This is a genomic window from Sorangium sp. So ce406, assembly GCF_051474675.1.
GTDB lineage: Bacteria > Myxococcota_A > Polyangia > Polyangiales > Polyangiaceae > Sorangium > Sorangium cellulosum_G.
The window spans coordinates 1,629,581-1,643,161 of sequence record NZ_CP150340.1 but is presented as its reverse complement, the minus strand read 5'-3'; the positions used below and the strand labels follow the sequence as shown (position 1 = coordinate 1,643,161).

4 protein-coding genes and 1 pseudogene are annotated in these 13,581 nt (G+C 71.3%); 4 read left to right on the top strand and 1 reads right to left on the bottom strand.

What is annotated here, in order from left to right; all coding sequences use genetic code 11:
* Positions 1–75: 75 nt before the first annotated feature.
* Positions 76–306 (top strand): annotated as a pseudogene (locus WME96_RS05990) (kelch repeat-containing protein); the annotation flags it as partial.
* Between the two features lie 130 nt (positions 307–436).
* Here WME96_RS05990 and WME96_RS05985 read toward each other — a convergent pair.
* Positions 437–5,734 (bottom strand): pentapeptide repeat-containing protein, encoded by a 5,298-nt coding sequence (locus WME96_RS05985; protein WP_437289207.1) that lies wholly within the window; start codon positions 5,732–5,734, stop codon positions 437–439.
* 143 nt (positions 5,735–5,877) lie between these two features.
* On the opposite strand from WME96_RS05985, the gene WME96_RS05980 reads away from it, so the two are divergent.
* Genes WME96_RS05980 through WME96_RS05970 form a run of 3 tightly spaced genes read left to right on the top strand, consistent with a single transcriptional unit; the run spans position 5,878 to position 13,576 of the window.
* Positions 5,878–8,298 (top strand): type VI secretion system Vgr family protein, encoded by a 2,421-nt coding sequence (locus WME96_RS05980; protein WP_437289206.1) that lies wholly within the window; start codon positions 5,878–5,880, stop codon positions 8,296–8,298.
* Between the two features lie 8 nt (positions 8,299–8,306).
* Positions 8,307–9,317 carry a DUF2169 domain-containing protein gene (locus tag WME96_RS05975; protein ID WP_437289205.1) on the top strand — a complete coding sequence of 337 codons (1,011 nt, stop codon included), beginning with the start codon at positions 8,307–8,309 and terminating at the stop codon, positions 9,315–9,317.
* A 44-nt stretch (positions 9,318–9,361) separates the two neighbouring features.
* Positions 9,362–13,576, top strand: a complete 4,215-nt coding sequence (locus WME96_RS05970) for a DUF6531 domain-containing protein (RefSeq protein ID WP_437289204.1) — start codon at positions 9,362–9,364, stop codon at positions 13,574–13,576.
* Positions 13,577–13,581 lie beyond the last annotated feature (5 nt).

Here is a 13,581-nt window from a genome sequence, read left to right as displayed (position 1 = left end):
CGTCGCCGGCGCCGCGCGACTTCCGCCTGAGCCACACCGCTCGCCAACAACGCGCCGTCCGCGCTTCACGGAGGCCACGCGCGTCCGCAAGAGGAGGGCTCCCATGCCCTGGCGAGCACCGACCTGTACGAGCCGGAGACGAACACCTGGACAGACGCAGGCTCGATGAGCACCACCGCCTACTGGCACACCGCGACGCTGCTCTCGACCGGTCAGGTCCTCGTGGCAGGCGGCAGCAGCTACGAGGCCGTGAGGACCTGGCCGACCGCCGAGCTCTATACCCCGGGGCTGACGGGCAGCCCCTGAGCCGGGCCTGGGTTGTCGGTCATGGCCAGCGCAGGTTGCGCGGCGTCGCCTCGTGCGCGGCCGTCCGATCGTGGAGCGGCTCGACCGCGGGCGGCGCAGCCGGCGCGCGACATGACACGTCGGCCTGGACTCAGGCGTCTTCCGCCGGCGCCACGCCGTTCGCGGGGGGCGTGCCGGCGGACGGAAGCGAGAGGAGGGGCTCGCCGTCGGGGAGGCGAAGGGGGCGCGGCAGGTAGGGGTCGAGCTCGCCGGGCTCAAAGCGGCAGAGGCCGATCACGTGCCAGAAGGACCCGGCGATGTCGCCGCCGAACCGGTAACGGCCGTCGGGGGTGAAGGCGGCCCAGCCCTCGGGACAGGGCAGCAGGATGGCGAGGCAGCGGCCGGTGGCCACGTGCCAGAGGCGGAGGGTGCCGTCGGTGGAGGCAGAAGCGAGGAGCGCGCCGTCAGGGCTGAAGGCAACGCTCTGCACAGAAGCCTTGTGGCCCTCGAGAGCGCGGAGCGCTCGACCGCTCCCCGCCTCCCATAACCTCACGCTCGTATCGTCCGACCCCGAAGCCAGCGTCTGACCATCCGGGCTGAGCGCCACGCTCGACACCGTATTGCCATGGCCCTCGAAGACGCGCAGGACCCGGCCGCTCTCGACATTCCATAGCCTCACGGTCCTGTCACCCGATCCCGAGGCCAGCGTCCGTCCACCGCGGCTCCACGCCACGCTCGTCACCGTATCAAGATGGCCCTCGAAGACACGGAGTTTTTGCCCGCTTCCCGCCTCCCACAACATCACGCTCTTGTCACCTGACCCCGAAGCCAGCTTCCGGCCATCGGGGCTGAACGCCACGCTCATCACCCAGGCGCCATGGCCCTTGAGGACGCGGAAGGCTCGGTCGCCTTCCACCTTCCACCACCACACGGTCCCATCCCCCGCCCCCGAGGCCAGCGTGCGGCCATCGGGGCTGAACGCCACGCTCATCACGCCGCTGGCGTTGCCCTCGAAGACGCGGAGCGATCGACCGCTCTCTACCTCCCATAGCATCACGGTCATGTCACCTGAGCCCGACGCCAGCGTGCGACCATCGGGGCTGAACACGAGGCTCCTCACCCAGTCCCCATGGCCTTCGAGGACGCGGAGGGCTCGACCGCTCTCTACCTCCCACAATCTGATGATCCCGTCACCGGAACCAGAGGCCAGCGTCCGGCCGTCGGCGCTGAACGCCGCCTTCATGACCCTGGTCCCACGGCCCTCGAGGACGCGGAAAGCTCGCCCGCTCTCGACCTCCCACAACCTCACGGTCCCGTCACCCGACCCCGACGCCAGCGTTCGGCCGTCGCCGTTGAACACCACGCTCGCCACCCAGGCGGAATGGTTATCGAGGACGCGGAGGGCTCGACCGCTCTCGACTTCCCACAACCTCACGTTCGTGTCCTCTGACGCGGAGGCCAGCGTCTTGCCGTCAGCGCTGAACGCGATGCTCAGTATCCTGGCGCGATGACCTTCGAAGACGCGGAGGGCTCGACCGCTCTCGACTTCCCACAACCTCACCGTCCTGTCACCCGCGCCAGATGCCAGCATCCGACCATCGGGGCTGAACACGACGCTCATCACGGCGTTGCCGTGGCCCTCGATGGCGCGGAGGGCTCGACCGCTCTCGATCTCCCACAACCTCATGGTCTTGTCATAAGACCCCGAGGCCAGCGTCCGACCATCGGGGCTGAACACGACGCTCATCACGGCGTTGCCGTGGCCCTCGATGGCGCGGAGGGCTCGACCGCTCTCGATCTCCCACAACCTCACGGTCTTGTCATAAGATCCCGAGGCCAGCGTCCGGCCATCGGGGCTGAACACGACGCTCATCACCCACGCGCCATGGCCCTCGAAGGCGCGGAGGGGTCGCCCGCTCTCGACCTCCCACAACCTCACGGTCCTGTCATCCGACCCCGAGGCCAGCGTCCGGCCATCTGCGCTGATCGCAACGCTGTTCACCGGGCCGAGATGCCCGTACATGCCCCGTATCGCTTGACCCGAGACAGCATCCCAGAGCCGGACCGAGCCGTCGTGATGGCCAGTGGCCAGGAGATCTCCCGACGGGCTCCAGACCACCGTGTTGCACGTCGAAGCCAGCATCCACACGAGATCAGCCCCGGAAGGCCGAGGTCGTGCCGCCCCCTGCGCCGCGTGCGGCGCGACGTCCACCCCGCGGGCGCCGACCAGCTTGGCGCCGCGCAACGCCGCCCCCTCGAGATCCGCGCCGGTCAAGTCCGCGCCCACGAGACGAGCAAACGACATGTCCGCGCCCCGGAGATCGGCGCCCATCAGCAAGGCGCCGCTCAGATCGGCCCGCGTGAGGCGCGCGGAGACGAGCGTGGCGCCGGCCAGCCCGGCCTCGACCAGCGTGGCGCTCGTGAGGTTGACCCTCGTGAGGTTGGCCTTGCGAAGATCCACGAAGTTGAGGTTCTGGCCGCTCAGATCGTGCCCGGCCAGATTGACGCCCTCCACCACCACGATCTCGTCGTCCCCGAGGACCGCCGCGTCCTCCTCGCCCCTCACCAGCCACCGCGCGATCCGAAGCCCGTTGTCCTTCGCGTGGCCGTCGGCCGGCCCGCGCAGCACCCGCGCCGCCCACGCCGACGCCCGCTCGCGCCCCGCCAGCGACACGAAGAAGTCCACCATCAGCTCGCTCATCTCGTCGGCCGCGAGCGCCGCGCTGTCGCCTGCGCTCTTCACCTCCCGCGCCGCCGCCTCGGCCACGAGCCACTCCAGCACCGAGCGGTGGACGAACGAGAACGCCCCCTCCGCGTCCCGCACGAGCAGCGATCCCGAGCCGATCAGGAACTCGATGATCCCCCGCTCCAGCGGCTGCCCATCCAGCGGCTGCACCCCTTTCACCAGGCTGTCCGGAAGGTCGCCGATCCCGACCGCGCGCACCCGCCGATCCCAGAGCAGCCGCGCCACCTCCGTCATCGCCCCCCGGAGCGCCTCGCGCGAGATCCCGCGCGGCGCGCCCGGCGGGTTCGCGCGCCGGTGCTCGTGGTCGAGCCACTGATCCACGAGCAGCTCGTACAGCTTCGCCGCCGTGATCTCCCCCGTCCCCTCCCGGGCCTCGAGGAGCTTTCTCTCCTCGATCCTCGAGATGAACCCGAGCATCCGCGGGTTCTCCGAGAGCCCGAGCAGGTCCTTGACCTGGTGGAGCAGCTGGTAGCGCGCCTCGGCCTCGGCGGCGGTGGGGAGCATGTTGCCAAGGAACCGCCGGATCTGCCGCTCCCCGAAGCCCTGGAGCTGCACGAGCCGGTAGCCCTGCACCTGCTCCGCCCGCCGCGCGAGCTCCTGCTTGATCTGTCGGTCGTCCAGGAAATGCTGCGTCCGGCTGGTCACCACCACCTTCGCGATGCCCTCGGTCGCCTGCACCACCGTCTCGAAGTGCTCGAGCACCCGGTCGTACGTCAGCCGCAAAGCGAGCTCGTCGAAGCCGTCGAAGAGCAGCGCGATCCGACCCTCGGCGAGCATGTAGTTGAAAGCGCGCGGGTCGACCGGCTCGTCCGCGAGCGCGAAGTGCTGCGCCACGAGCACGCTGAGCGAGCGCTGCTTCTCGAGCCGGCTCATCTCGATGAGCACCGGCACGAGCGGGTGCTTGTCCCGCGCCATCCGCCGCGCGAGCTCGTGCAGCAGGAACGTCTTGCCCGCGCCGAAGTCGCCGAGCACCAGCACGAAGCGCCGACGAGGCGCGTCGAGCAGCTCCCACAGCGACGCGAGCGCGCTTTCGGTCGCGCTCTTCTCGCGATCACCGAGGCTCACCACCGCCGGCTGCTCCACGTAGAGCCACGGCGGGTAGATCGGGTCCGCCTCGATCCGGTCCGTCTGCCGCGCGAGGTACCGGTCGAAATCGATGAGCCCCTGGTACTCGGAGAAGCTCTTCAGCGCGACGCCTCGGCGCCACGCGCGCTGGGCCAGCTCCGGCGGCGCTTGCGGGCCCGCGTGGATCAGCGTCGAACGCAGCAGCGGATCTTGCTGCCGGAACCGGCGCTCGACGTCGGTCACGTAGCGCGCGACGAGCTCCTCCGTGATCGGCTGGTCCAGGGCGCCGATCACCCGCATGTCGACGAGCGAGCCGTCGCGCGCCGCCACCTCGAGCACGCCGGCGAACGGCGGCGGCGCGCTGTGCCGCGTCACCGTCGCGCCGGGCGCGCGCAGCAGCGCCACGCGCTCGATGCGCTGCAGGAAGCCGTCGTGCCGGTCCTCGAACGCGCGCTCGCCGCGCTCGCCACAGTCGCCGTCCTCCGCGCGGCGCTCGACGATCTCTGCCGGCGCGCCCCGGCCCGAGCGCTCGCTCTCGGGCGGGGGCGCCGGATCGAGGTGCTCCTGCAGGAACGCGAGCAGCACCGCCGCCGACGCGCGGCACGCGAACGCGCGGAAGCCGTCGTCCTTGGCGAGGTCGGCGTGATCGCTCACCGCCTTGATGAAGATCGACCGCTTCTGGCAGCGCGCCGCGAGATCGCCGATCGCCGCGCCCTCCATGTCGAGGCCCAGCGTGCCCCGCACCACGCGCTGGAGATCGCCCCAGACGCCCGGGTCCTGCGTCACCGCCGTCACCGTGGCGATCGCCCCGACGTGCACGCGGAGCGGCGGCTCCGCCGGCGGCCCGTCCGGGTGGAGCAGCCGCTCCTCCAGCGCCCTCTCCCGCCCGGCGTCCGTGAGGCGCAGCGCGCCGCCCTTCGTCGCGGCGAGCCCGTCCTTCACGGCCTCCTTGAGCCGCGCCGTCCACCCCGGGCAGGCGCGCCGCCGGTCCGGGTGCGCCACCGGCGGGGGGCCGCCCTCGGTCTCGTGCGCGTGGAGCGCCTCGAGGAGCCACCGCTGCTGGGCCTCCCGCGACGGCGGGCGCTCGCGGGAGAGCGCGGCGAGGTCGAGCTCGCGCGCGAGGAAGGCGGCGTCCATCTTCCACGTGGCCGCGAGATCGAAGGTGCGCAGGTCGTGGAGGAGCTCCGCGCCCTCGCCCCGCGGCGCGACGCGCTTGCCCTGATCGAAGCCGTAGAGCCGGTCGGCCACGATCACGTCGCCGAGCGCCACCTTGCCCGGATCGCCCGCGCAGATGCCGCACATCGCGAGGCACGCGGGGTCGAGCTCGGTCACGAGCTGCTGCCCTCGGATCGCCGCCGTGCGCTCGCCCGCCTCGCCGATCCACGCCGCGGCCACCGCGAGCGGCCCGCCTTGCGCGCTCGGAAACGTGCGCCGGTAGTAGCGGAAGCCGCCGAGATCCCGCAAGACGCGCCACGCCGCTGCGCCGCCGCCCTGCGCGAGCACGCCCTCGAGCTCGTCCTGCAGCGCCGTGACCACCAGCACGTCGATCGGCCCGCCGTCGGGCTCGACGCTCGCGCCTCCCCTGCCCTCGTCCCGCGCCTCCGCTGCGTCGTCCTGCGCCTTCACCACGCCAGACATGGTGCGGCCGGAGCGAGATGCGCCGCAATAGACCGCGACGCACGCGCTCCAGGCCAGGTCGGCGCGAGCGCCCGACCCCGCACGGTTCCAGCCGGCTGCCGGACAGGGTACGCTGAACCCAACTTGACCGGGAGAATGGCACCGTGAGCGACGTCGACTTCGCCTTCGCATGGGAGGGCGCCTCGGAGGGGGCCGGGCCCTGGCGACACCTGCAGGTCGTCGAGCTCCGGGGCAGCGAGGCGATCTCGAGCCTCTACCGCTACGAGCTGGTGCTGGTCGCCCACGAGCCGGCCCCCGGGGTGGACCCGGAAGAGCTCATCGGGACCCGGGCGACCCTGCGCGTGACAACGCGCTCCGAGCCGGCCTACCGCGCGGTGCACGGGATCATCACCGAGGCGGAGGAGATCGGGCCGATCTACGACGGCATGCTCTACCGCGTCGTGCTCTCGCCGCCGCTCGCGCGGTCGATGCACCGCACCCGCTGCCGGATCTTCCTCGAGAAGACGACGCGCCAGATCATCGACGCCGTGCTCCAGGGCGACCCGTCGCTGCGCCGCGACGACGGCGCCACGGCCCAGCCCGACGCGGGCGACGCGCTCACCTTCCAGCCGGCGCGGGAGATCTACGCGTGGCGCGTGACGGACCCCACGCGCATCGACGACGTGGCCACGCGGCCCTACTGCGTGCAGTACAACGAGAGCGACCTCGCGTTCGTCTCGCGGCTGCTCGAGGAGGAGGGCATCAGCTACCACTTCGAGCACGGCGACGGGGCGTGCCTCCTCGTCCTCGCCGACACGGACGGCGGCCGGGCGCGCCTCGCCCCGTTCGCGCCGCTCGGCCCGGGGGTGCTCGGCCGCGAGATCGCGACGATGAAGCTCGGGGCGCGCCTCCGCCCGAGGAAGGTGTCGCTGGTCGACTACAACTGGAAGAAGCCCGCGCTCGACATGGCCGTGTCCACGTCGGGCCAGCCGGACGGCGAGGACCTCGTCGACCACGAGTACCCGGGGCGCTACCCCGACACGCCCGACCAGGGGCGGCCGCTCGCCCAGGCGAAGCTCGATCGGCTGAGCGTGGAGGCGAGCTACGCGGTCGGCGAGGGCACGGCGCGGGTGCTCGGCGCGGGGAGCGTTTTCGCGCTGGATCACCCGGCGTCGCGGTACGACGGCGAGTACCTGGTGACGCGCGTGGAGTCGCGCGGCGAGCAGCAGGGCGCGCTGCCGCCGGAGCTCGCGGCGCGCTTCGCGCTGCAGGGCGTGCCGTTCACGGCGCGGTTCGAGTGCGCGCGCCGCGGCAAGAACGGGAGCGTCGCCGAGTCGCGGTTCCGGCCCGCGCGCGTGACGCCGAAGCCGCGCGTGCAGGGCACGCAGACGGCGTTCGTCACCGCGGAGCCGACCGCGCAGGGCGCCGAGATCCACGTGGGCGGCCCGCCCGGCGCGGAGATCGGCTGCGTGCGCGTCAAGTTCCACTGGGACAAGGACGGCGAGCGGCTCGCGAAGGAGCCGTCGTCGTGCTGGGTGCGCGTGAACCAGGTGTTCGCCGGGGTCGGCGAGGGCGCGGTGTTCCACCCGCGGGTCGGCGTGGAGGCGATCGTCGACTTCGAGGAGGGCGATCCGGACCGGCCGATCGTGGTGGGCCGCGTCTACAACGGCCAGAACCGCCCGCCGGGCGGCGCGCCGACCGTGAGCACCTTCAAGACGATGACGAGCCCCGGCGGCGGCACCCACAACGAGCTGCGCTTCGACGACACCGCCGGCAGCCAGCAGATCCTGCTGCACACGCCGATGAACTGGAACAGCGAGGTCGGCAACGACCGGAGCGAGCAGGTCGCGTCGAACAGCGGATCTTCCGTGGGGAGCAACCGCAACGAGTCGACCGGCGCGAACCGGAGCACCATGGTCGGCGGGAACAACTCGGAGATCATCGGCGCCAACGAGTCGACCACGGTGGGCGCCAACCAGAACGTCACCATCGGCGCCAACCAGACGCTCAGCGTCGCGGCGAACCAGACCCTCACCGTGACCGGCAACCAGAGCGCGAGCATCACCGGCAACCAGGACGAGAAGGTCACCGGGAACCGCACGGGCGACGTCACCGGCAACGACAAGCTCACGGTCACCGGCACCCAGGACGTCGCCGTGACCGGGGCGCAGACGACGGCGTACCTGGCGACCCACGACCTGAGCGTCGCCGCGAGCCAGAAGATCAACGTCGGCGGGGAGCAGACCGTGGCGGCGACCGGGCCTCAGGGGCTGAAGTCCTCGGCCAGCCAGAAGATCGAAGCGCCGTCGCAGGAGATCAAGGCCGACGGGGTGCAGGCGCTCAAGTCGACGACCCTCGCCGTGAACGCGTCGAGCACCATGACGGTCGACACCTCGCTCTTCCAGGTGAACGGGTCGACGCTGGAGCTGAAGGGCGGCCAGATCCTGATCAAGGGCGGCCAGGTGGTCATCGAGGACGGCGAGATCGCGATCAAGGGCGGGAAGGTCACCGTGAACGGCTCGCCGATCGAGATGGACGGGGGCGGCATGGTCCAGGTGACGGCGGGGGTCATCAAGCTGAACTGACGGCCGCGATGCGCTTCTCGAACGACACGCCCCTGCCCGCGGCGATGATCCCGAACGCGGAGCAGGACGACCGGGTGACGGCGATCTTCCTGGCCGCGATCACCTACCGGATCGCGCGCGGTCGGCTCGCCCTGGCGGCCGCGCAGCGGCCGCTCCTGCTCGACCCGGAGCTGCCGTACCCGCACGACGGGATGCTCCAGAAGAGCGTCGCCTCGGTGTGCGCGACGGGCTTCGTGTACCCGAGAGAGGCGCGCGCCCGCGAGGCCACGGCGGTCCTGCGGGTCGGCGAGCGCGACGCGGGGATCGTGGCGTACGGTCATCGGGTCTGGCAGCGCTCGCTCGCCGGCGGGCTCGCGCCGAGCGCGCCGCTCCCGTTCGACCGGGTCGAGATGAGCTGGCGGAACGCCTTCGGCGGCGTCGTGAAGGAGCCGGCGCGGGTGGTGCGGCTCGACGACGACGAGGGCGGGGGCGAGGCGTTCGTGCCGGAGCACGAGAGCGGGTACCCCCACAACTTCGAGGGCAAGGGGTTCGCTGTCGACGCGGCGCGCGCGGTCGATCAGCCGCTCCCGCAGCTGGAGCACCCGGAGCAGCTCATCCGGCGCTGGGACGACCGGCCCGAGCCGGTCTGCTTAGCGCCCTACCCGCTCTGGGGCGGCCTGCGCGCGGTGCACGTGTGGCACGACCAGCAGTTCGACCCCGGCGGCGCGAGCAAGCTCGCGAGCAGGGCGGCGCCGCGGACGACGTTCGACGCGATCGCGCCCGGCACGCGCATCGCGCTCGGCGGGATGCGGCCCGGCGGGGAGGCGCTCATCTTCGAGGCGCCGCCGCCGCCCGTGGCGGTGACGGTGACCGTGGGCGGCTCCTCCGAGCGGCTCTTGCCGGCGCTCGACGCGGTCGACATCGACGCCGAGGCCGCCGAGGTGCGGCTGCTCTGGCGGGCGAGCGTGAGCTACGGCCTGGTGCAGTTCGAGCGCCGGCGGGCGCGGCTCGAGGCGACCGAGGGCTTCCCGGTCGAATGAGCGAGGCGCCCGAGAGCTTCCCGGTCGGGTGAGGAGGAGCGGACGTGGCGCACAACTTCCACGACATCAACGGCTGGTTGCTCGTGGGCCTCGAGATGCACCAGGGGTTCCACATCTTCCCGCCCGCGCCGATGAAGTTCTTGAAGCTCGTGCTGCTTCACCCGTTCACGCTGGGGGACAGGCAGCAGCCGACGGTGCTCTTCAACGGCGTGCCCTCGGTGACGCACCAGCACGAGCCCAAGTTCCTCTGGCCGCACCTCGGGATCGTCCCCGATCCGCTGGACGCGCTGACGCCGCTGCACATCCTCTTCGGCTCGCAGAAGTGCTGGCTGCCGCGGGGCGCGGTGGAGATCTGCGGGGAGAAGGCGACCTGCTGCGTGATCGGCGGGCCCATCTCGCTGAACGCGGACTGCTGGGACATCGGCAGGTGGCCGAGCTCGCTGGTGCTCAACCCGGGGACGGTGCAGACGACGCCGACCTTCGGCGACTTCGCGATGGGCGCGGTGACGCTGGCGATCGATCTGGTGCTCGACCTGCTCTTCGAGGGGGCGGCCAAGCTCGCGGGCGGGCTGCTGCTGAAGCTCGGCGGCAAGGTGCTGAAGCCGCTCTTCAAGAAGGCGAAGGACCTCGTCGGCAAGGGGCTCCGGGCGGCGACGAAGCAGATGGGGAGGGCCGGGAAGGCCCTGGCGAAGGGGGCGCGGGCGCTCAAGGGCAAGGCGGCGTCGGCGCTGAAGAACGCGAAATGCTTCTTCACCGGACACCCGGTCGACGCCACCTCGGGGGCCGTCGTCGACAGCAAGGTGGACATCTCGCTGCCCGGCGCGATCCCGCTGGTCTGGGAGCGTCATTATTCATCCGCCCGCGCGCTCGAGCGGACGTCGCTGGGGCGCGGCGGGTGGGTGCACAGCCTCGAGCAATGGGTCGTGTCGGATGAGGAGGGGATCACGCTCCGGGACGAGCAGGGGCGCGACATCTACTTTCCCCGCGTCGGCGCCGGGGAGAGCGCATTTCACCGGCCGGACCGGCTGACGCTGCGCGCAGAGCAGGGCGGCGGCTTCTCGGTCTACAGCCATGCATCGCGCCTCACGCGCCACTATGCGCCGGTCACGCCGCCGGGCAGAGCGCTGCTCCGCTCGATCACGGACCCCCACGGCAACGAGATCACGCTGGAGTACACAGGAGAGCGGCTCCACCGCGTCGTCGACACGGCAGGCCGCGAGGTCCGCGTCAAGGCGACCCACGGCGGCCGCATCGCGCGCCTCGAGGTCTGGGCCGAGGGCATCCTCGAGCAGTGGGTCGACTACGCCTATACGAAGATGGGCGAGCTCTCGAGCGCGGCGGACGCGCTGGGGCACGCCGAGCAGTACGGCTACGACGATGACCACCGGATGGTGGAAACCACGCTGAAGAACGGCGTGAGCTTCCATTACGCCTATGACCCCGATACCGGCTGGTGCAAGAGGACCTGGGGCGACGGCGGCCTGCACACGGTCGAGCTCCGGGTCGACCTGGAGAAGCGGATCACCTGGTTGACCGGCAACGAGGAGCCGCGGGTCCTGCGCTGGAACGAGGACGGGATCGTCGTGCGCGAGGAGACGCCGGACGGGATCGTCCTCAGGACGTGCGAGGTCGATGGCGATCAGTACGTCACCGCCGAGGCGAACGGGGCCGGCGAGACGACGAGGTACGAATACGACGCGAGGGGCAACAAGGTCCGGGAGATCGATGCGGCCGGGAATGTGACCCAGTGGGAGTACGACGGCGATGTACCGGCCCTGCGCGTCGGCCCGGACGGGCTCGCGACGGCGTACGAGCATGACGCCAGCGGCTCGCTGACCGGCGTCGTGTATCCATCGAAGCAGCGCTATTCGCTGAGCTACGATGAGCGCGGCCACCTGCGCGCGATCCGGGGCGATGAGGGGGAGCTCACGTCGTTCGTGGTCGACGGCAGGCACCGGGTCGTCGAGGAGATCGACGCGCGCGGCGCGAGGACGGTGTACGGCCACGATCGGCTGGGACGCGCCGTCTCGCGGACGGACGCGATCGGCAGGACGACCAGGGTGACCTATGATCGCCTCGGCCGGCCGCTGGGCGTGCAGCATCCCGATGGAACCGCGACGCAGACGGCCTACGACGCGCTCGGCAACGTGCGCCGCGTCGTCGACGCCGCGGGGCAAACCACGGAGATGGAGCACGCCGGGACGGGCGTGATCACCCGGTTCAAGCAGCCCGACGGGCGCGCGTGGTCGTTCAAGTACACCGCGCGGGAGAAGCTCCAGCGTATCACGAACCCGAGACAGGAAGCCTACGAGTTCGCGTACGACACCGCAGGGAGGGTGACGGAGGAGAGGACCTTCGACGGGCGCGTGCTCGGATACCGCTACTCGGCCGGCGGGCGCCTCGCCCGGATCGACTACCCGGACGGGAGCTTCCGGTCGTTCTCTCACGATCCGCTCGGCAACGTCGTCCGAGAGGACGGGACGGACGGGTCGATCCTGTTCGATCGCGACGCCACCGGGCGGCTGCTCGGCGCGGCGGTGGAGCACGGCGGAGAGCGCGTCGCGACGCGCTTCGAGCGAGACGCGCTCGGGCTGGTCGTGTCGGAGACGCAGGGCGGCGGGACGCTGCGCTACGGGTACGACGCGCGCGGGCGCCGCACACGGCGCGTCATGCCCGGCGGGGCGACGACGCGGTATGCGTACAACACGCTGAACGATCTCGTCCGCGTGGAGCACGACGGCCATGGGCTCGCCGTCGAGCGAGACGCGCTCGGTCGGGAGAGGGCGCGGGGGGACGCGGAGGGGCGCTTCTCGATCCGGAGCGAGTACGACGCGATGGATCGCATCGTCGAGCAGCGCGTCGATGTCCGCGCGCCCGGAGGAGGCGCGCCCACGGCAGCGGTGCAGCGACGCTGGCAGTACGACCTCCTGGGCCGTGTCAGCCGCGTGGAGGACGGCCGCTGGGGAGCGACGTCCTACAGCCATGATGAGATCGGGCAGCTCGTCGAGGCCCGGCGTGGATCACACCGCGAGGTCTTCGAGTACGACGCCGCCGGCGCGGTGTCGATGATGCTGGAGGGCCTCGAGCAGAGCGCGCCCGACGCGCAGGCCGCAGCCTGGGAGATCGCGCCGGGGGACCGGCTCCTTCACACCGCCCAGGCGCGGTACGCCTACGACAGGCGGGGGCGGCGGATCGCCAAGGTGGAGCCGGGAGATGGGCCGGAATCCAGGCGGACCGAGTATGCATGGGACTGCCGTGATCGCTTGCGCGAGGTGCGGCTGCCCTCCGGCGAGCGGGTCGTCTTCACCTACGACGCCTTCGGGCGACGGACGCGGAAGGAGCTCTTCGACGCCCACGGCGACCTCCGGCGCGAGGTCCGCTTCCTGTGGGATGGGGACGTGCTCGCGGCGGACATCGACAGCCAGCATGGCTCCCGCTGCTTCGTTCATGCTCCGGGGACGTTCGTTCCGCTGCTCCAGGCGGAGCAGGGGGAGGTGTTCAGTTACCTCAACGATCACGTCGGCGTGCCCAAGGAGCTGCTCGACGCGAGCGGGCGCGTGGCCTGGTCGGCGTCGCACTCGGCCTGGGGCCGCGAGACCGAGGCGTTCATCGGTACGGGGCGCGAGCGCTCGACCGGCCGCGCGGTGGCGTCGCCGTTCCGCCTCCAGGGTCAGTATGCGGACGACGAGACGGGGCTTTGCCTCACGAGGTTCCGGTACTTCGACCCGGAGGTGGGAAGGTGGTGCAGCCCGGATCCGCTGGGCCTCGCCGGCGGAGGTGACCAGTTCGGCTTCAACGCGGCGCCGACCTGGGCTGTCGACACGCTGGGGCTGAATCCGACCCCCGAGCAGATCGATCACGCCGTGAAGAACATTCCTGGGCTCACGGAAGAGCAGGCGCGCTTGATCATGACCGAATCCTTCAAGCGCAACTCGTCCGCGGTCTTCGGCGGGAGCAGGATCCGCGGCAATTTCAGGCCGGACAGCGACCTTGACGTCGGCTTCGGCGGGCTCTCCAAGGCGCAGGCAGGCAAGGTGATCGACAAGGCCAACGAGCTGGGCCCGCTGAGCATCGAGACAACGCGCATCGTCCCGGGGAACGCGACAAACAACATCCCCGTCATCGAGAGCCCGGAGGAGTTCTTCATGCGAGAGGGCGTCCGCTCGGACCCGGGCCGGGTCGGAGAGCGGTTCGTCCCGTCCGGGTACATCGCCTATCATCCCGACGGCCGCGTCGTGGACGGCAGGATCACGTGCTGATGCTG